This is a genomic window from Streptomyces rhizoryzae (genome assembly GCF_023155275.1).
In the GTDB taxonomy this organism is placed as follows: Bacteria; Actinomycetota; Actinomycetes; order Streptomycetales; family Streptomycetaceae; genus Streptomyces; species Streptomyces rhizoryzae.
In genome coordinates this window covers 12,505-30,531 of record NZ_JALMUV010000064.1, presented here as the reverse complement: position 1 = coordinate 30,531, position 18,027 = coordinate 12,505, and the positions used below count along the sequence as shown (strand labels likewise).

General features: G+C 75.2%; 16 protein-coding genes. 5 read left to right on the top strand and 11 right to left on the bottom strand.

Annotated features, from left to right (window positions below; genetic code table 11):
- From MUU72_RS32525 to MUU72_RS32515, 3 genes are all read right to left on the bottom strand, one after another.
- On the bottom strand, positions 1-443 hold a 443-nt coding region (locus MUU72_RS32525), incomplete at its 3' end, for a PTS glucose/sucrose transporter subunit IIB (protein ID WP_248017051.1).
- A 50-nt stretch (positions 444-493) separates the two neighbouring features.
- Positions 494-1,447, bottom strand: a complete 954-nt coding sequence (gene murQ / locus MUU72_RS32520) for an N-acetylmuramic acid 6-phosphate etherase (protein WP_248017050.1) — start codon at positions 1,445-1,447, stop codon at positions 494-496.
- A 184-nt stretch (positions 1,448-1,631) separates the two neighbouring features.
- Entirely contained in the window at positions 1,632-2,561 is a 930-nt protein-coding gene (locus MUU72_RS32515; RefSeq protein WP_248017049.1) for a MurR/RpiR family transcriptional regulator, read from the bottom strand.
- Between the two features lie 132 nt (positions 2,562-2,693).
- Between MUU72_RS32515 and MUU72_RS32510 the strand changes: the two genes are divergently transcribed.
- Entirely contained in the window at positions 2,694-3,056 is a 363-nt protein-coding gene (locus MUU72_RS32510) for a DUF8819 family protein (protein ID WP_248017048.1), read from the top strand.
- A 1-nt stretch (position 3,057) separates the two neighbouring features.
- Positions 3,058-3,318 carry a DUF4031 domain-containing protein gene (locus MUU72_RS32505; RefSeq protein ID WP_248017047.1) on the top strand — a complete coding sequence of 87 codons (261 nt, stop codon included), beginning with the start codon at positions 3,058-3,060 and terminating at the stop codon, positions 3,316-3,318.
- Positions 3,319-3,403: 85 nt separating this feature from the next.
- On the opposite strand, the gene MUU72_RS32500 is transcribed toward MUU72_RS32505, so the two are convergent.
- The 5 genes from MUU72_RS32500 to MUU72_RS32480 all read right to left on the bottom strand — a co-directional run bounded on the left by MUU72_RS32500 (position 3,404) and on the right by MUU72_RS32480 (position 7,760).
- A complete protein-coding gene (locus tag MUU72_RS32500) occupies positions 3,404-4,669 on the bottom strand; it encodes a Cmx/CmrA family chloramphenicol efflux MFS transporter (protein ID WP_248017046.1) in 1,266 nt (421 codons plus the stop codon).
- A 151-nt stretch (positions 4,670-4,820) separates the two neighbouring features.
- A complete protein-coding gene (locus MUU72_RS32495) occupies positions 4,821-5,477 on the bottom strand; it encodes an HD domain-containing protein (RefSeq protein ID WP_248017045.1) in 657 nt (218 codons plus the stop codon).
- Positions 5,478-5,495: 18 nt separating this feature from the next.
- Complete coding sequence (locus MUU72_RS32490; protein ID WP_248017044.1) at positions 5,496-6,365, bottom strand: transporter substrate-binding domain-containing protein; 870 nt, start codon at positions 6,363-6,365, stop codon at positions 5,496-5,498.
- 193 nt (positions 6,366-6,558) lie between these two features.
- On the bottom strand, positions 6,559-7,281 hold the full coding sequence (locus MUU72_RS32485; protein WP_248017043.1) for a hypothetical protein: 723 nt from the start codon (positions 7,279-7,281) through the stop codon (positions 6,559-6,561).
- Positions 7,278-7,760 carry a hypothetical protein gene (locus MUU72_RS32480; RefSeq protein WP_248017042.1) on the bottom strand — a complete coding sequence of 161 codons (483 nt, stop codon included), beginning with the start codon at positions 7,758-7,760 and terminating at the stop codon, positions 7,278-7,280. The genes MUU72_RS32485 and MUU72_RS32480 overlap by 4 nt, the downstream gene beginning before the upstream one ends.
- Positions 7,761-8,033: 273 nt before the next feature.
- On the opposite strand from MUU72_RS32480, the gene MUU72_RS32475 reads away from it, so the two are divergent.
- The gene (locus tag MUU72_RS32475) at positions 8,034-8,756 is read left to right on the top strand and encodes a copper homeostasis protein CutC (protein ID WP_248017041.1); all 723 of its coding nucleotides are present in this window, start codon (positions 8,034-8,036) and stop codon (positions 8,754-8,756) included.
- Positions 8,757-8,945: 189 nt separating this feature from the next.
- Here MUU72_RS32475 and MUU72_RS32470 read toward each other — a convergent pair whose 3' ends face one another.
- Positions 8,946-11,132 carry a HelD family protein gene (locus MUU72_RS32470; protein WP_248017040.1) on the bottom strand — a complete coding sequence of 729 codons (2,187 nt, stop codon included), beginning with the start codon at positions 11,130-11,132 and terminating at the stop codon, positions 8,946-8,948.
- Positions 11,133-11,481: 349 nt separating this feature from the next.
- Between MUU72_RS32470 and MUU72_RS32465 the strand changes: the two genes are divergently transcribed.
- Together MUU72_RS32465 and MUU72_RS32460 are read left to right on the top strand one after the other, a co-directional pair.
- Positions 11,482-11,679, top strand: coding sequence for a hypothetical protein (locus MUU72_RS32465; RefSeq protein WP_248017039.1), 198 nt, complete (start codon positions 11,482-11,484; stop codon positions 11,677-11,679).
- A gap of 158 nt (positions 11,680-11,837) precedes the next feature.
- The gene (locus tag MUU72_RS32460; protein WP_248017038.1) at positions 11,838-13,172 is read left to right on the top strand and encodes a glycosyltransferase 87 family protein; all 1,335 of its coding nucleotides are present in this window, start codon (positions 11,838-11,840) and stop codon (positions 13,170-13,172) included.
- A 181-nt stretch (positions 13,173-13,353) separates the two neighbouring features.
- Here MUU72_RS32460 and MUU72_RS32455 read toward each other — a convergent pair whose 3' ends face one another.
- Complete coding sequence (locus MUU72_RS32455; protein ID WP_248017037.1) at positions 13,354-15,108, bottom strand: DNA repair helicase XPB; 1,755 nt, start codon at positions 15,106-15,108, stop codon at positions 13,354-13,356.
- A 137-nt stretch (positions 15,109-15,245) separates the two neighbouring features.
- The gene (locus MUU72_RS32450) at positions 15,246-17,936 is read right to left on the bottom strand and encodes a helicase C-terminal domain-containing protein (protein WP_248017036.1); all 2,691 of its coding nucleotides are present in this window, start codon (positions 17,934-17,936) and stop codon (positions 15,246-15,248) included.
- Between the last annotated feature and the right edge of the window lie 91 nt (positions 17,937-18,027).

The following is an 18,027-nucleotide window of genomic DNA, read 5'->3' as shown; positions in this document are numbered from 1 at the left end:
GGGGTGGGGTTGTTGGTCGGGGTGGTTGGGTCGGGTGCGGGTGCGGGTGCGGGTGCGGATGCGGATGGGGTGTTAGGGGCGGGTTGTGCTGGGGCCGTGGGGGCGCCGCTTTCTTCCTCTTTACGGCAACGATTACGGAGAGTGATTAGTTCCTGCGGAGGGTTATCGGGGGTGGCGGGATGGTGGGGTTGGGTCAGGAGGCGTTCGAATTCGGGAGTGATGCGGGCGACCGCGCCGGGGCCGAGGACGATCTGGTAGGTGTCGTCCTCGACGACGCCCAGGACGGCGGGGAGGGCCTTGAGGGCGTCGTCCTGGATGCGGGAGCGGTCCCGGATGCCCAGGCGGAGGCGGGTCATGCAGTGGGCGACGGAGGTGACGTTGCCGGCGCCGCCGACAAGGGGGAGGAGCGCGGCGGCGGTGGCGCGGTGCTTGTCTTCGGTCATGTGTGGCGCCTTGCAGTCGGTGGGGCGTCGGTGGGACGGGTGACGGCAGGTCAGGTGGCGGGGGTGCGGGCCGGGGTGGACCGGAGGGCGGTGCGGAGGTGGCCCTTGGCCGTGTGGAGGAGGCGGTCGGCCTCGGGGGCGGTGACGCCGCCCAGGAGGACGAGGATGGCATGCTTCACCTCGCCGCCCGTGGCGTCGAGGGCGGACTCGATCTCCAGGTCGGAGGCGCCGGTGGCGAGTGCGACGATGCGGCGTGAGCGGGCCCGCAGCTTGTCGTTGGAGGCGCGGACGTCGACCATCAGATTCCCGTAGGTCTTGCCCAGCCGGATCATCGTGATCGTGGAGATCATGTTGAGGACGAGCTTCTGGGCGGTGCCGGCCTTCAGGCGGGTGGAGCCGGTGATCAGCTCGGGGCCGACGACGATCTCGATGCCGTGTTCGGCGGCCGAGGCGAGGGCGGAGTCGGCGTTGCAGGACAGGCCGATGGTGAGCGCGCCGACGGCCCGGGCGTGTTCGACCGCGCCGACGGCGTAAGGGGTGCGGCCGGAGGCGGAGACACCGACGACCACGTCCCGGTCGGCGATGGCGATCGCGGTCAGGTCGGCGGCGGCCAGCTCCTTGCTGTCCTCCGCGCCCTCGACGGCGGTGACCATGGCGGGAGGGCCGCCCGCGATCAGACCGAGGACCTCGGACGGGTCGGTGTTGAAGGTGGGCGGGCACTCGCTGGCGTCCAGCACGCCGAGGCGGCCGGCCGTGCCGGCGCCGGCGTAGATCAGGCGGCCGCCGCGGGTCATGCGGGCGGCGGTGGCGTCGATGGCGGCGGCGATCTGGGGGAGGCGTTCGGCGACGGCGGCGGGGACGGTGGCGTCCTCGTCGTTCATCAGGCGCGCGATGTCGAGGGTGGAGCGGCGGTCGATGTCGGCGAGGTCGGGGCGGAACGCCTCGGTGGCGAGGGTTTCCAGCTGGGTGCGCAGGCTCGCGTAGTGGGGGTCGGGGGACGGCATGGGTGGCTCCTCGGGTGCGGTGGCGTGCCCGGCTGGGCGCCGGTGGGTGCCGCGCCGCTGCCGGCTGCCGCGCCGGGGCGCCGCTTCGGGTCGGCTGCCCGCCGGGGGCCGCTGGGGCGGCGGGGCCAGCCGGCGGCGCGGCCGTCCGCGGCGGGGCGCGGTGGCGCGGCGTGGTGCTCAGGGCTCAGTGGTGGGGGTTGTGGCGGTGCGCGAGGGCCTCGTAGGAGGCGGAGAGGGCGGGGGCGGCGGTTTCGTAGGTGCGCTGGGCCACCCCTATGAACAGGCAGTCCACGACGAGGAGTTGGCTGGTGCGGGAGGACATGGCGGCGGGGCGCAGCTCGCTCTCGCGGGCCGTGGAGGTGGTGAGGATGTGGTCGGCGTAGGCGGCGATCTCGCCGTCGGGGCGGCCGGTGATGGCGATCGTCGTCGCGCCGTGGTCGAAGGCGACCCGCAGGGGCTCTATGACGTCGGTGGTCCGCCCCGAGTGGGTGATCGCGATGGCCACGTCGCGGGCCCGCATCTGCACCGCGTTCGTCACCGCGAGGTGGGGGTCGGAGTGGGCGTGGGCGATCAGGCCGATGCGCAGCAGCTTCTGGACGAGGTCCTGCGCGACGAGGTTGGAGGCCCCTATGCCGTAGACGTCGATGCGGCGGGCGGAGGAGAGGGCGGCGACGGCCGCTTCGAGCTGGGTGACGTCCAGCGCGGCGGCGGTGTCGGCGAGGCACTGCTGCTCTTCCTGCGCGAGCTTGGCGATGACGTCGATCAGTGAATCGTCGACCGCTATGTCCGCCGTCACGGCGGGGGCGCTGCCGGTGGCCTGCTGGGCGGCGAGGGCGGCGAGGGCGAGCCGCAGATCGCGGTAGCCGGGATAGCCCAGGAGGCGGGAGGTGCGGACGACGGTGGCCTCGCTGGTGCCGGTGCGTTCGGCGAGGCCGGTGACGGTGAGCGCGGCGCAGCCGGCCGGGTCGGCGGCGACCGTCTCCGCCACTCGCTGCATGGACCGCGTCATCGTGGGCGCGAGCGTACGGACCTTGGCGGCGAGGGCCGCGGGGGCCGGCGGGGCCGGGGCCGTCGCCGACCTCCTGCTGAAAGTTTCCTTCACTCCGCTACTCATGTCTGAAAGGTATTTTCAGGCCGGTTGAGGCGTCAATACCCTGCGTGAGTGCTGTGGACAGACCGCGGACGGCCCACCGCCCCGCCTGTGGATAACTTCGGCGCCCCGGCCGGACCGCGCGAGAATGAGGACATGGAGCTGGAACAGGCATTGCACGCCGCGCGGGCACTGGTGCTCGCCGACCTGATGGCGGACGACGTCGCCGACGCCGCGATCGTCTCGCTCGTCGAGGACGCCGTCACCCACCGTCGATGGTGGGTGGAGCAGTGGCCAGACGGTGCGCCGTTCGTCGCGGGACTGATAGCGCAGGACGTCCAGGACGCGCTGCTGGAGCGGTACGGGCGCTGGCCGCTGTGCCCGGTGTGCACGGAGTCGGACGACCCCCACGCCCTTGGCGTGGAACCGGAGTTGGGGCCGGACCCGCACTGGGTGTGCCCGAAGACAGCCGTCGCCGTCGCCCCGGTCGGGCGGCTGCGCACGCCGGCGGAGGGCTGAGGTGGCGGTCTACATAGACCCGCCCACCTGGCCCGGGCACGGCCGGATGTGGTCGCACCTGGTCAGCGACCGGTCGTTCGACGAACTGCACCGCTTCGCGGCCCGGATAGGCGCGCCGCGGCGGGCCTTCGAGCGCGACCACTACGACGTGCCGGCCGAACGGTATGACGATGCCGTACGGGCCGGCGCGGTGGAGGTCGGGTCGAAGGAGCTGGTGCGCCGCCTGACGCAGGCGGGGCTGCGCCGGCCCAAGGGGAGGTGAGGGGGCGCGGGGGGGTGGGGGGTGGGGGCGGCCCCCCGGGGGGAAGGGAGCCCCCGTTCCGCCTCCCCTCTTCACGTCCTCCCCGTTACGCCCGCTCCGTCTCCGGTGTGGCGGCCGGCTGGACGGCTGCCGGGCTGGAGGTGGCGATGACGCGGGAGTGGGCGGTGGCGCGGTGGAGGCGGAAGGCGAGGGCCGTGGTGAGGACGGCGACGGCGGCCAGGGCCGAGCCGGTCCAGGCGACGGCGGGGTAGCCCCAGCCGGCGCTGATGGTCAGGCCGCCCAGCCAGGGGCCGAGGGTGTTGCCGACGTTGAAGGCGGCGGTGGTGGTGGCGCCGGCGAGGGTGGGGGCCGCGTTCGCCACGTTGAACATCCGGGCGTTCAGGGCCGGGGCCGTGGTGAACGCGGTGACGCCGAGCATCAGGGAGAGCGCGACGGCGGCGATCGGGCTGTGCGCGGTCAGGGCCAGGAGGGCGAGGACGACCGTGGAGGCGGAGATGCCGCCGAAAAGGGTGGCGAAGAGGTGGGCGTCGGCGATCCGGCCGCCGATGAACGTCCCGATCAGCGCACCCACACCGAACAGCGCGAGCACCGTCGGCACCCAGCTCTCGGCGAGCCCCGCGGTGTCGGTGAGCAGCGGGGAGAGGTACGAGAAGAGCGCGAAGACCGCGGCGCCGTTCATCGCGGTGGCGATCAGCGCCAGCCAGACCTGCTTGTCCTTGTAGATGGTCAGCTCACGGCGGAGCTGCGGGCGGTCCTCGCCGGTCGGCACCTCCGTGCGCGGTACGAGCGCGATGACGCCGACCAGGCCGACCGCGGAGAGCACGGCGACGGCCCAGAAGGCGGAGCGCCACCCGGCGTGCTGGCCGAGCAGCGCGCCGGCCGGGACCCCGGCGATGTTGGCGATGCTTAGGCCGCCGACCATCACCGCCATGGCGCGGGCCCGGGCGTTGACCGGTACGAGCGAGACCGCCACGGCCGCGCCCACCGCCCAGAAGCCGGCGCAGGCCAGGGCGCTGACCACGCGGGAGGCGAAGAGGACGCCGTAGCTGGGGGCCAGGGCGCCCGCGGCCTGGCCGAGGCCGAAGACCGCGAGGAGGGCGATGAGGGTGGTGCGGCGCGGCAGGCGGAGCGTCGCGCCGGCCAGTACGGGCGCGCCGACGACCATGCCGATGGCGAAGGCGGAGACCAGCAGTCCGGCCTGGGGGATGGAGACCGACAGATCGCGGGCGAGCGGCTGGAGGATGCCGGAGAGCATGAACTCGCTGGTGCCCAGGGCGAATACGGACAGTCCGAGGACGTAGACGGCTATCGGGAGGCGGGCGCGGGCGGGGGCGGCGGATGGTGCTGGCATAACAGGTGCCAACGGCGCGGGGGTGGTGGGCATTCCTGGTGGGGGTGGTGGCCTGCGCCACGTCGGTGCCGCGCGGGGCGTCACCGGTGCCCGGCCGTCCTGCGGTCGCCGCAACGTCCCGCCGGGGGCAGGCGGGCGGGTGGCGGCCCGGTCAGCTGCGGCCGCTGTCCAGGAGGGCCAGTTCCGTGGTGAGGTTGCGGCGGGCCGGCTCCTCCCAGCGGTCGTGCGCCGGCGGGGTCCGGAACAGGCGGGGGAGGGCGAGGAGTTGGCGGAGGACGGCGGCGCGTCCGGTGCGGAAGTCGGGGTCGGGTACGAAGTCGTACTCGGCGCGGACGGCGGCGGCGTAGGCGGCGTACGCCTCCGGGGTGCCGGCCAGGACGGCGAGGTCGGCGTCGCACAGTACCGCGCCGTTGCGGTCGCCGGGGGCCGGGTCGTGGGTGACGGTGAGGCGGACCAGGCGGGCGACCTCGGCGGTGCGGGCCGGGTCGAGGCCGAGTTCGGGCAGGGCGCGTTCGGCGAGGGCGGCGCTGCGTTCCTCGTTCTCGGAGCGTTCGGGGCGGTAGACGGCGTCGTGGAACCACGCCGCCAGTTGGACGGCGGGCAGGTCGTCGGCGTGGTCGGCGAGTTCGTCGATCCGGTCGAGGACCGCGGTGAGGTGGTCGGTGGTGTGGTAGCGGCGCTGCGGTTCGGCCCAGCGGCGGAGGAGGTTGGCGGCGTACGGGGCCGGGTCGGGGCCGTCCCGGTGGCCGCGGGCCCGGTCGACGGTGGCGGCCCAGCGGCCGGCCAGGGCGGTGCGGGGCTCGGTCATGGGGGTCATTGTGCCCGGTCAGGGGGCGGGTTTGTCACGGCAGGAGTAGGCGTCGAGGGTGTCCACGCGGGGTTTGTAGTGGCTTTCCCAGAGGGGGTCGGCGCGGGGAATGGCGGGGAGGGCGGCGGCGAAGTCCTGGGACCAGTCGCTGCCGGTGAGGTAATCGCGCAGGGCGTCCAGGAGCGCGCGGCAGTCGTCCCGGTGGCCTTTGTCCATGGCGATTCCGTAGCGGTTCAGCGGGCCGAGGGTGACGTGGGGGACGACGCGGAGGTCCGGGTGTTCCTGGGTGAATCCGTAGAGGATCATCTGGTCGGTGGAGACCGCGTCGGCGGTTTTCCGTTTTTCCAGGTCCTCGATGCAGCTGGAGGCGTCGGGGGCTTCGTAGACCTTGATGCTGCTGGACATTTTCTTGAGGGTGTCGGCGGAGGTGGTGCCGGGCCAGGCGCAGACGTATTTGCCGTTGAGGTCGGCGGGTTTGGTGATGCGGGGGTCGTTCTTGCGGACCATGACGCCTTGGTTGGTGGTGGCGTAGGGGCCGACGAAGTCGAGGTCGGCCATGCGCTCGGTGGTGATCGAGAAGGTTGCGATGACCAGGTCTTTCTTCTTTCCGGTGAGGACGGTGCTGCGGTCCTCGGACGGTACGGCGCCGAAATCCGGTTCCGCGCCGAGTTTCTTGAGGAGGCGGTTGGCGAGGGTGATGTCGAAGCCGAGGGGCTGGTAGTGGTCGAGTTTGCTGGTGCCGGGCTGGTCGCTCTTCACGCCGACCGAGACCCGTCCTGAGGCGAAGAGGGAGGTGTTTGCGGAGTCGGCGGAGCCGCAGGCGGTGGCGGTCGCGGCGAGGGCGGTGAGGGTGAGTAATGCTGCCGTTCCGGTGCGGCGTGCGGTCATGGGTTCCCCGTTTCGTGGTGCGGTTGCTCCGGTGGTTGCTCCGGTGGTTGTCCCGGTGTTGTTCGGCAGGTTTCCGACCGGTTTTCGGAGGGGTTTCCCGGCCGGCTTCCCCCTCGGTTTCCGGCCCGGTTTTCCTTTTGGTTTCCGGTGGCTTCCGGCCGGGTGTCGCGTGGGGTTCTTCCGGTCGGGGCGTTCACTCGTCGTAGAGGGTGGCCCGGGTGGCGCGGAGGTCCATGAGGCAGCCGCGGGCGGTGACGAGCCGGATGTCGATCCGTACGGTGCTGACCTGTCCGCCGAGGGAGAAGGCGGCGGTGTCGCCGGGGCGGACCTCGTGCTGGTCGACGAGGCCGGAGGAGAGCAGCGAGACCTGTGCCGAGGAGTCCGGGCGGCAGGTCGGGGCGGCCGGGTCGCTGTCGTCGATGGCCAGGGTGAGGCGGAGGGCGTTGCGGGTGTCCTCGGGGGCGGTGGTGTGCAGGGTCAGGGTGACGTGGGCGCCGTCGGCCAGGGACCGCCGCACCTGGGGGGTGACCGTGCCGGTGGCGTCGATCTCGCCGTGGGTGGCGACGTCCCGGAAGGCCAGCCAGCCGCCGACGGTGGCCAGGACGGAGGCGAGGGAGAGGACGGCGGCGCGGCGGGCGTCATCGGGGCGGCGGACGAGGACGCGGGCCGTGGCGGTGCCGAGGGAGACGGCGGTCAGCGTGCCCCACAGGGCGTACTGGGCGGCCGGGCCGTCGGGCCAGGCCGTGCCGGCGAGAACGACGGCGGCGCAGGCCAGGAGCAGGGGCAGCCAGCTGGCGCTGGGGTGCTGGAGCGCCCAGCGGATGACGACGTTGCGGATGGTTCCGGCGGCGATGGAGTGGTCGCCGTGGGTGGTGGGGCTGTTGTGGATGTCGCGCGGGGGTTCGGGGGTGCTCATGCGTCGTCCCGGGGGCGGGGGGCGCCTCCGAAGTTGATCGTGCCGTGGATCTCGCCGGCGGCGATGGAGTGGTCGCCGTAGGTGGTGGGGTGGTGGTGGGCGGTCCGGGGGGCGGTGGCGAGCCGGTCGACGTGGTCGCGGAAGTGGCCGGCGTCGCGGTCGGCGGCGGGTGAGCGCAGCCAGGCGCGAAGGGCGGTGGCGAGCAGCCGGCGGTCGTGGTCGTCGAGGGCGGCCAGCATCTCGTCCAGGGCGTCGGCGCAGTCGGTGTCGAGCGGTGGCCGGTCGGTGGCGGGGGCGTCGAGGGCGGCGGGGGCGCCGTCGCGGCGGTGCAGCAGGCGGCGGAAGAAGCCCTCGCCGGCGGTCACGGTGCGTTCGGCGATCCGGTCCTGGGCGGCGGTGAGGACGGAGGTGCCCAGGCTGTTGGCGGCCAGGGCGAGGTAAGGGGCGATTTCGGCGGATACGGTCGCAAGGTCGGGCATGCTGGGTCTCCGTGCTCTGCCAGGGGCGTGGCGGTCCGGTCAACGCCCTTATGGGAAAGGCGTGTTACCCATGTGGGTGCTGATCCACACTCGCGCCATGGGGTGGTTTCGGAGGGGCCGGAGGGGTGGGGGCGGGTGGTTTTTCGGTCGCGTCGGGGGTGAGGGGGCGGTGCGGCGGACGGGGAGCGCTTAGGGTGGGATATTGGACTAGACCTGTTGTGGGTGTCGTCGTCTTGTCGGTCGCCTCGTCGCGCCGTCGGAAGGTTGGGTCGTATGAATCAGCGCGCGCTCCTGGAGGTGATCGCGCTCGGTCCCGAGGACGCGGTCGCCGCGCAGGCGGGCGGTGCCGACCGCCTGGAACTGGTCGCGGACATGGCGGCCGACGGGCTGACGCCGCCGCGCGCCACCTTCGCCGCGATCCGCGCGGCCGTCGGCATCCCGCTGCGGGTGATGCTGCGGGCCGCCGACGGATTCGCCGCGGGCCGGCTGGACGCGCTGTGCGCGGAGGCCGGGGCGCTGCGGGCGGAGGGGGCCGACGAGTTCGTCCTGGGCTTCCTGACGCCGGACGGGCGGCCGGACCTCGCCGCGGTCGCGGCGCTGGCCGAGGTGGTCGGCGGCTGCCGGTGGACCTTCCACCGGGCCATCGACCGGGCCGCCGACCGGGACGCGCTGCGCCGGGAGCTGGCGGGCTCCGGGCACGCGGCCGGGCTCGACACCTACCTGACGGCCGGGTCCGCGGACGGCGTCGGTGCGGGGCTCGCCACGCTCGTCGCCGAGCAGGCCCGCCGGGAGGCCGGCGAACCGGGGTACGCGCCGCGGATCCTGGTCGGCGGCGGGCTCCGGCTCGACCACCTGCCGGAGCTGCGGGCGGCCGGGCTGGACGCCTTCCACATCGGCGGCGCCGCCCGCCCCGGGGGCTGGGCCGCTCCGGTGGACGCGGCGGCCGTACGGGAGTGGCGGGCCGCGCTGGACGCGCCGGTGGCGGCGGGGGTCTGAGACGGACGAGGCGGCGCCCGGGAGGCGCGGGGCGGCCGGGACAGGCGGGCGCGCGCCCGGGCGGCGGTCCGCACGGCCCCGGCGCACGCCCCCGCGTCACCGGTACCCGCGCCCCCGTTCCTACCGGTCCGGTACCCGGGCCCCGCACCTCCCGGCGCCGGGGGCCGGGCCCCGGCCGTCACCGCCGGATCAGGCGCCCCGAAGCCGCTCCGCGTCCCCGCGCCGATGGCCCTCCTCGCGCTGCCGGCCCTCCCCGCCCTGACGGGCCTCCCCGAGCTGCTCCGGCAGGCCGGCGGCGTGGACGACGGTCAGGCCGGAGACCGGGCGGGTCAGGCAGACGTAGAGGCGGCGCAGGCCGGTCCGCTCGTCCGGTTCGCCGTCGACGATCGCCGCCGGCTCGTCCAGCACCACGTAGTCGTACTCCAGGCCCTTGGCGAGCGTGGCCGGGACCAGCGTCAGCCGGGCCTCCGCGGAGGTCTCCGCCCCCGGGGCCAGCGCGCCGATACCGGCTTCCGCCAGGGCCGCGCGGAGCACCGGGATCCGGGCGTCCGCCGCGATCAGGCCGATCGACCCCTCCTTGCCGAGCGCCTCCCGGCAGGCGGCCAGGACGGCCGCGTCCAGGTCGGCGGCCGGCACCCGGCGGATCGCGAAGTCGCCCGCGGCCTCGCGGATCGAGGTCGCCTCGGCGAGGTCCGGGGCGATCGCGGGCAGCAGCCGGGACGCGTAGGCGATGACCTCCCGGGGGACGCGGAAGCCCTGGGTCAGCTCCTCGACGGCGGACCCCGGCTTGCCCAGGTGGGCCAGGGCCTGCTCCCAGGAGTCGGTGGCCCACGGGGTGGTGCCCTGGGCGATGTCGCCCAGGATCGTCGCCGAGCCCGTGGTGCAGCGCCGGCCCACCGCCCGGTACTGCATGGGGGAGAGGTCCTGCGCCTCGTCCAGGACCACATGGCCCAGCGAGTGCGTACGGGTCACCAGGTCCGTCGCCTCGTCGATCAGCACCGCGTCGGCCGGGGACCACCGGGCGCTGCGGACGCTGCGCGGCGGCTTCGGCCACAGGATCGTCTTCTGCTCCTCCGGGGTGAGGACCCCTTCGGCGTGCTCGGCGAGGAAATCGGGGTCGCCCAGCAGCCGCAGCACCAGCTTCGCCGGGTCGACCGGCGGCCAGATCGCCTTGACCGCCGCCTTCACCGCGGCGCTGCGGGCCACCGCGTCCTGCACCCGGTCGTCGGGCGCCTCGCCGGCCTGTTCCATCCGGACCAGCACGGCGTGCGCGATCCGCTGCGGCAGCGCCTCCCGGGCCGCGCCGTAGCGGATCTCGCGGCCCTTCAACTCCTCGACGATCCCGGCGAGTTCGTACGCCGGGACGCGCCAGTGGCGGGAGCCGCGGACCACCACGCAGGGCTCCTGCGGCGGGGCGATGTGCGAGCGGACCGCCCGGCGCAGTACCTCCGCCATCCGCGCGTCGCCCTTGACCGTGGCCGCCGCCGCGTCGTCCGCGCCGCGCACCTCCACATGGCCGACCAGGTCGTCGATGGTGGCCTGCTTGACCTCCAGCTCGCCCAGGGCCGGGAGGACCTGCTCGATGTAGCGGAGGAAGGAGCGGTTCGGGCCGATGACCAGGGTGCCGGAGCGGGCCAGCCGCTCCCGGTGGGCGTACAGCAGGTACGCGACCCGGTGCAGGCCCACCGCGGTCTTGCCCGTACCGGGCGCGCCCTGCACGCAGACCGTGCCGCCGATGCCGGCCCGGACGATCTCGTCCTGCTCGGGCTGGATGGTGGCGACGATGTCCCGCATCGGGCCGACGCGCGGCCGCTCGATCTCGGCCTGGAGGAGCGCGCTGGCGGTCGCGGCCTCGGCGGGGTCGGTGAGGTGCTCGTCCTCGTAGGCGGTCAGTTCGCCGCCGGTGTAGCCGAAGCGGCGGCGCAGCCGGAGGTCCATCGGGTCCTTCGTGGACGCCCGGTAGAACGGCTGGGAGACCGGGGCGCGCCAGTCGATGACCATCGGGTCGCCGTCGGCGTCGTGGACGTGCCGGCGGCCGATGTAGAAGCTCTCCCCCGCGGCGCCCTCGGCCAGGTCGATGCCGGGGGCGTGGAGGTAGTCGAGGCGGCCGAAGAACAGCGGGGTGCCGGCGAGGTCGGCGAGGGACTTGATGCGGGCGTCGATCTCGCCCTGGAGAACCTCGGCGTTGACCCAGTTCGCGGTGACGTCGGCGATGTTGAGGGACTCGGCGTCCGCCCGCATGGCGCGCAGCGCGGCCCGGGAGGCGGCCAGGTGGGCGCGCTCCCGCTGGAGCGGGTCGGTGGCCCCGGTGGGGGCGGGCCGCGGGTCTCCGGCGCGCGGGGCCGGCGTGGCGGGACGGTGGGCGTGCGAGGGCACGGGCTTGCCTCCGGTGGCGGGTCATGGCGCGGCATGCCGGCCGGTGCGGCGACGGGCGGCGGCATGGTGGGCGGACCGGCCGGTTTCCGACCGGACGGCGGCACTCCTCTGTCGGGAGGCAGGCAGGCGCGCGATTGTAGTCAGCGGCCTTCCGGGCGCGCCAACGGATTTCCGGGCGCCGGGCCGGGGCCGTACCGGTGCCGTACCGGGGCCGTACCGGGGAGGGACGACCCTGAGAACCGTAGGTCTCCCGTAGGGGTCGGCGTAGGCCCACAGGCCGATGCGGGGGCGCCGGGAGATCGAACCGTGGGCCGATGTGCACCAATCGCGTGAAATCGATGATGGAGGCATGAGCAGCGCAACGATGTCCTCAGCCTCCGTCCACCCCGTCCACCGCCGCCCGGGCCGGGGCGGTCCGGCCCGCGGCCCCGCCCCCGCCGGTGCCCGCCCGCACCGCCCCGCGGTCGGCGGCGCCCTGCGCGCCGTCAAGGTCTTCGCGGCCGCCGCGTTCAGTGTGGTGGTGATGGGGGAGTACGCCGACGGGTGAGCCGTCCGCGCGCCCCGGGCGCGCACCGGCTGCCGTGCGGGAGACGACCGGCCACCGCATGGACCCCCAGTTGACCGGAAAGCGTTACGGACGGTCGGTCCCGATCCACTAGCGTCGCCGAAGAGAGCGCGCGCTCGGAGCGACGAGGAGGGGCACCGGTGTCTGCCGCCGACGGGACGGGGACGTGGACGTGGAGACGCACCTGGGCGCGGAGCCTCGCCGCTCCCGGACGGCCGGCGATGGCCGCGGCGCTGCTGGTCCTGTCCTTCGCCGGGCTCTACGCACTCTCCCGGGCCGTGCAGCTGCCGATGTCCGACATAGAGGTCTACCGCGCCGAGGGCCAGGCCGCCGCCACCGGCGGTGACCTCTACGGCTTCACGGTCACCAAATGGGCCCTGCCCGCCACCTATCCGCCCTTCGCCGCCCTGCTGTTCATCCCCACCACCTGGCTCTCCCTGACCACCCTCAAAATCGCCTGCGTGCTGGTCAACGGCGCTTTCCTGGCGCTGCTGGTCCACCTCTCCGGCAAGGCCGCCGGGCTGCGCCGGGCCGCGTACTCCGCGCCGTTCGTGCTCGTCGCCACCGCGCTCGGCCTCTGGCTCGAACCGGTCTTTCAGACCCTGGTCTTCGGGCAGATCAACCTCGCCCTGACCTGCCTGGTGCTGTGGGACCTCTCCCGGCCGGACGGCGCCCGCCTCAAAGGCTTCGCCACCGGACTGGCGGCGGGCGTCAAGCTCACCCCCGCGATCTTCGCGGTGTATCTGCTGATCACCGGGCGGGTGCGGGCCGCGGCCGGTGCGCTCGCCGGGTTCGCGGTGTCGGTCGCGCTCGGCGCGCTGGTGCTGCCCGGCGCCAGTGTGGAGTTCTGGACCCGGCGGATGTTCGAGACCCAGCGGGTCGGCAAGGTCTGGATCGTCGACAACCAGTCCCTCCAGGGGCTGGTCGCCCGGCTGCTGCACACCACCGGGCCCGGGGCGTGGTGGCTGGTGGCGGCGCTGGTCACCGGCGTCGGCGGCCTGTGGGTGGCCCGCCGCCTGTACGTCCGCCGCGGCCTGGACCACTGGGGCGTCCTCGCCACGGCGGTCACGGCGCTGCTGGTCTCCCCGATCAGCTGGTCGCACCACTGGGTCTGGTGCGTTCCGCTGCTGGCCGCGCTGGGCGCGCACGCCCGGCGCGACCCGTGGCGGTGGGCGCTGGTCGCCGCCGTCGCGGTGGCCTTCGCCGCCCGCTCGATGTGGGCGGTCCACCACCGGGGCACGCTCGCCCTGCACTTCTCCTGGTGGCAGCAGGTACTCGCCGCGCCCTACCCGCTCCTCGGCCTCGCCCTGCTGGCCGCCCTCGCCTGGTGGACCCGCCCGGCCGCCACCGGCCCCGCGGCGCCCGGGGCCCGCACCACCGCCCGCCGCGTCCCCCCACCGCGCGCCGACAGCCTCCGCCCCACGAGCGGGGCCGACACGGACCGGGCCGAGACGGACCGGGCCACCACCCGCTGACGCCGACCGCCCGGCCGACGGACGCGGGGCGCGGTCCCCGGGGGCGACGCGCGGACGCTTACGCGCCCCCCGTCACCCCCGCCCCCAGACCCCGCACGGCCTTCATGACCCGGAGGCTCCGGCCCTCAGGCCCTCAGGCCGCCCAGGCCCCCAGGCCCTCAGGCCCCTGAAGCCCCCGTGCTCAGACCACCCCGCCCGATGTCAGGTCGTCATCACCGCCCGGATCGCCGCCCGGATCACCGTCCGGAGCGCCGCCCGCGGTGGCCGCGCCGGTGCCCGAAGCGGTGCCCGGGCGCGGGCCGGAGAGGAGTTCGTGGGCGTCCACGATGCGGTAGGCGTAGCCCTGTTCGGCCAGGAAGCGCTGGCGGTGGGCGGCGAAGTCCTGGTCGATGGTGTCGCGGGCGACGACGGAGTAGAAGCGGGCCTCGTGGCCGTCCGCCTTGGGGCGCAGCACCCGGCCCAGCCGCTGGGCCTCCTCCTGCCGCGAGCCGAAGGTGCCCGACACCTGGATCGCCACCGTCGCCTCCGGCAGGTCGATGGAGAAGTTGGCGACCTTGGACACCACCAGCACCGACAGCTCGCCCTGCCGGAACGCCTCGAACAGCTTCTCCCGCTGCGCGTTGGTGGTCTCGCCCTTGATCACCGGAGCGCCGAGGTGCTCGCCCAGCTCGTCCAGCTGGTCGATGTACTGCCCGATGACGAGGGTCTGCTCACCCGCGTGCCGGCGCACCAGCGCCTCGGTCACCCGCTGCTTGCTGTCCGTCGTCGCGCAGAAGCGGTACTTCTCCTCCGCCTCGGCCGTGGCGTACGCCAGCCGCTCCGCGTCGGTCAGGTCCACCCGCACCTCGACGCAGTCGGCCGGTGCGATGTAGCCCTGCGCCTCGATCTCCTTCCACGGCGCGTCGAACCGCTTCGGCCCGATCAGCGAGAAGACGTCCGACTCCCGGCCGTCCTCGCGCACCAGCGTCGCGGTCAGCCCCAGCCGGCGCCGGGCCTGGAGGTCGGCGGTGAACTTGAAGACCGGCGCGGGCAGCAGGTGCACCTCGTCGTAGACGATCAGGCCCCAGTCGCGGGAGTCGAACAGCTCCAGGTGCGGGTAGACGCCCTTCCGCTTGGTCGTCAGCACCTGGTACGTGGCGATGGTGACCGGCCGGATCTCCTTCTTCGTGCCGCTGTACTCGCCGATCTCGCTCTCGGTCAGCGTCGTCCGCCTGACCAGTTCGTGCTTCCACTGGCGGGCCGAGACGGTGTTCGTCACCAGGATCAGCGTGGTCGCCTTGGCCCGCGCCATCGCGCCCGCGCCGACCAGCGTCTTGCCGGCGCCGCACGGCAGCACCACGACGCCGGAGCCGCCGTGCCAGAAGCCCTCCACGGCCTGTGCCTGGTACGGGCGCAGCGCCCAGCCGTCCTCGGCCAGCTCGATCGGGTGCGCCTCGCCGTCCACGTACCCGGCCAGGTCCTCGGCCGGCCAGCCCAGCTTCAGCAGCGTCTGCTTGATCTGCCCGCGCTCGGACGGGTGCACCACCACCGCGTCCTGGTCGATCCGCGCGCCGACCAGCGGCTGCACCTTCTTCGACCGGAGGATCTCCTCCAGGACGGGGCGGTCGGTGGTGGACAGCACCAGGCCGTGGGCGGGGTGCTTGGTGAGCGTCAGCCGCCCGTAGCGCGACATGGTCTCGGCGACGTCGACCAGCAGCGCGTGCGGCACCGGATAGCGGGAGTACTGCACCAGCGCGTCCACGACCTGCTCGGCGTCGTGGCCGGCCGCGCGGGCGTTCCACAGGCCCAGCGGCGTCACCCGGTAGGTGTGGATGTGCTCCGGTGCGCGCTCCAGCTCGGCGAAGGGCGCGATGGCCCGCCGGCAGGCGTCCGCCAGCTCGTGGTCCACCTCCAGCAGCAGCGTCTTGTCGCTCTGGACGATGAGGGGTCCGTTCACGCGCCTCGCCTTTCGCTCTCCGGGGCCGAACCGTGCGGCCCGCGGGCCGCCGCGGCGGCCGGACGTGCCAAACCTCCAGTGTGCCGCATCGCGCCGACAAGCCGCCCCGGTCCCGGACGGCCCGGTCCGGCGCGGTGTCAGGCGGTGTCGTCGGCCAGCTCCGCGACGCCGGTGATCCGGTGCAGGGCGTAGGTGCGGACCTCGTCGGAGGTGTGGTCGTAGGCCGTGACGTAGCCGCCCTCGACGCGGACCGGGGCGATCACCCGCTGGCTGGCGGCGCCGTCGGCGTTGACGTAGCCGATCCAGACGGGCGAGCTGGTGAGGACCGCGGCCTGCACGGTGGCCAGGGTCTCCGCGGAGGTGGTGCGGGGCAGTGCGCCGGGCGCGGGTGCGGCGGCCGGTTCGCCGCCGGTGCCGGTGCCGGTGCCGGTGGCGGCGGTGGCGGTGGGTTTGCGGGCGGCGGTGGCGGCGCGGTCGCCGGCCCGGATGGCGCGGACCGCCGCGTCCAGCAGGGTCCGGTCGGGCGGCGGCGGCCCGTCCGGCACCGGGGCGGGCGCCGTACGGGGCGGGGTGCGGTACGCGTCGGCGCGGGCGATCAGGACGTCACCGGCGGCGGACTCGGCGGCCGGGGCGTAGCCCATCGCCCGCAGCCCGTCGAGGAGTTGGTCGGGCGCGGTCTGGGAGGCGAGCACGGTCGGGGCGAGGCGGCGCAGCCGCAGGGCGGCGGCGCGGCGGTCGGCGAGGATCTCCGACAGCAGCGCGTCGTCGTCGCAGCGGACGTACGCGCCGGCCGCGCCGACCCGCAGCCGGCCGTGCTTCCGCGCCACGTCGTCGATGAGGTACGCGAGCGGCTGCGGGACCGGGGTGCGGGAGTGGGTGGCCAGGAACTCCTGGAGTTCGGCGGCGGACCGGCCGGCGTCCAGGGCGCGGCGGACCGAGCCCGGGGTGAAGCGGTAGACCGTGGCGCCGCCCTTGGACTCGATGTCGGCCAGGACGCCGAGCGCCTCGGCCAGCGGGCGGCGCAGCGGGCCCGGGGCGACGGCGGTCAGGTCGGCCTGGAGGAGGACGTGGTCGAGCGGTTCGGGGAGGAGCGGGGCGAGCAGCACGGCGGCCCGCCCGGCGGCGGTGGCCGCCTCGGCGGGCGTGGGCGGGGCCGGGGGAGCACCGGGGACGGCCGGGGTGGCAGGGGTGTCCGCGGCGGCGGCCGGGGCGGCAGGGGTGTCCGCGGCGGCGGCCGGGGCGGCACCCGCGGCACCCGCGGCCTCCGTGGTGCCCGGGGCCGTAACGGCGGGGTCCGCCGCGCCGAGGAGGGCCCGGCCGTGGGTGGACAGGGCACCGCGGCCGGTGACGCCGAGCAACTCGGCCTCGGTGAGCGCCCATTGGGCGAGCCGGGAGCGCAGGTCGTCGGAGGCGGCGGGCCCGGCCGGGGCGGCGGACGGCGCGGAGCGGGCCGTGCCCTGGGGCGCCGGGGCCGGGGCGGCGGCCCGCAGCGGCCGCTCCCAGCGCAGCCGGGACAGCACCGCCGCCTCCGGGACGGCCGTACCGGCCGGCAGCGACGCCAGCAGGGTCAGGACGCGGTGCCGGACCTCGGGGGCCGGGGAGCGGTCCAGGTGCGGGCCCAGCGCGGCCAGCGTGCGGCCCTTGGCGTCGGCGGTGCCGACCACCCCGGGGGTGCGGGTGGCGGGCAGCCAGGCGGCGGCCAGCACCGCCCACCGCTCGTGGTCCGGCAACTGGAGCCACTCCTCGGCGGCCGGGGTGGCGGCGTACCGCTCGTCGGCCTCGCCGTCGGAGGCGATCAGCCCGGCCGCATAGGTGAGTTCGAGCCAGAAGGCGGCGAGCTGCTCGGTGGTGTCCAGGGCGGCCGCGGTCCGCTTCAGGTCGCGGACGCTCAGCCCGCCGGCGCGCAGGACGGCCGGGCCGCCGAGGTCCCACTCCTTGAGCAGCTCCGCCACGGTGGCCAGCGCGGTGAACGCCTGGCCCGCCGCGGCGCCGTCCACAGCCTGTGGATCGCGCGTGGTGGCCGGCGCGAGGGCGGGCGGCCGCGGCTCGGGGACGCGGTGCGCGCGCCCGCCGCGCAGGTGCAGCGCGGCCTCCCGGGGCAGGACGACGTTGCGGGCGCCCGCCGGGAGCAGCAGACCGCGGTCCAGCAGCCACCGCAGGTGCCCGGCCGGCCGCTCGGTGACCGCCCCGTAGGGCGGGCCCCACAGCAGCCGGTCCAGGACGGCGACGGCCTCGGCGGGCGCGGTGTCCAGCAGCGCCGCCATCCGCTCCTGGTCGGTGAACAGGCCGGTCAGCGCGGCGACGGCGGACACCGGATCGTGGGTGGCGGCCAGCCCGGCGGCGGCCAGGATCTCCTGGAGCCGGCCCGGCGACATCCCGGCGGTGGCCTCCGCGACGGTCGGGCCCAGACCGGTCGGCGAGGGGCGGGCCGGGCCCGGCGTGAGCAGTTCGCGGGCGGTGCGCACCAGCCGCAGCCGGTCGTCCGGCCCCCACACCAGCGCCTGGGCACGCAGCGCCGCCACCGCCCCGGGGAGCGCCGCGGTGACCGCCGGGTCCCCGGCGTCGCCGGCCATCAGCGCCGCCAGCGTCCCGTACGGGCAGGGGTCGGGGGCCACCGCCAGTGCCTCGGCGGTCTGGAGGGTGAAGGTGTCCAGCCGCTCCACCGCCCGCACCACCGAGGCCCGGGTGCCGGCCCGGGTGGCCAGCTGCGTCAGATCGCCCGGAACCGGGTTGAGCAGATCGGGGCGGGCCCGCAGCAGCCCGGCGAGCCCGTCGTCCGAACGGGTCCTGAGCTCCTCGGCGAGGGTGCGGGGGGTAGCGCTGGTCATTCGTCCTACGTTAGCCGGGCGGGCCGGGGCGCGGGAGGAGGCGAGGACGCCGGGCGGTTCCGGCCCCGGGGGCGGCGGGGGCCCGGCCGCG

Coding starts and splice junctions, on each gene's coding strand:
- MUU72_RS32465 (WP_248017039.1), top strand. CDS start 11,482: ATGAGCAGCGCAACGATGTCCTCAGCCTCCGTCCACCCCGTCCACCGC.
- MUU72_RS32480 (WP_248017042.1), bottom strand. CDS start 7,760: ATGCCCGACCTTGCGACCGTATCCGCCGAAATCGCCCCTTACCTCGCC.
- MUU72_RS32500 (WP_248017046.1), bottom strand. CDS start 4,669: ATGCCAGCACCATCCGCCGCCCCCGCCCGCGCCCGCCTCCCGATAGCC.
- MUU72_RS32490 (WP_248017044.1), bottom strand. CDS start 6,365: ATGACCGCACGCCGCACCGGAACGGCAGCATTACTCACCCTCACCGCC.
- murQ (WP_248017050.1), bottom strand. CDS start 1,447: ATGCCGTCCCCCGACCCCCACTACGCGAGCCTGCGCACCCAGCTGGAA.
- MUU72_RS32450 (WP_248017036.1), bottom strand. CDS start 17,936: ATGACCAGCGCTACCCCCCGCACCCTCGCCGAGGAGCTCAGGACCCGT.
- MUU72_RS32510 (WP_248017048.1), top strand. CDS start 2,694: ATGGAGCTGGAACAGGCATTGCACGCCGCGCGGGCACTGGTGCTCGCC.
- MUU72_RS32485 (WP_248017043.1), bottom strand. CDS start 7,281: ATGAGCACCCCCGAACCCCCGCGCGACATCCACAACAGCCCCACCACC.
- MUU72_RS32495 (WP_248017045.1), bottom strand. CDS start 5,477: ATGACCGAGCCCCGCACCGCCCTGGCCGGCCGCTGGGCCGCCACCGTC.
- MUU72_RS32515 (WP_248017049.1), bottom strand. CDS start 2,561: ATGAGTAGCGGAGTGAAGGAAACTTTCAGCAGGAGGTCGGCGACGGCC.
- MUU72_RS32475 (WP_248017041.1), top strand. CDS start 8,034: ATGAATCAGCGCGCGCTCCTGGAGGTGATCGCGCTCGGTCCCGAGGAC.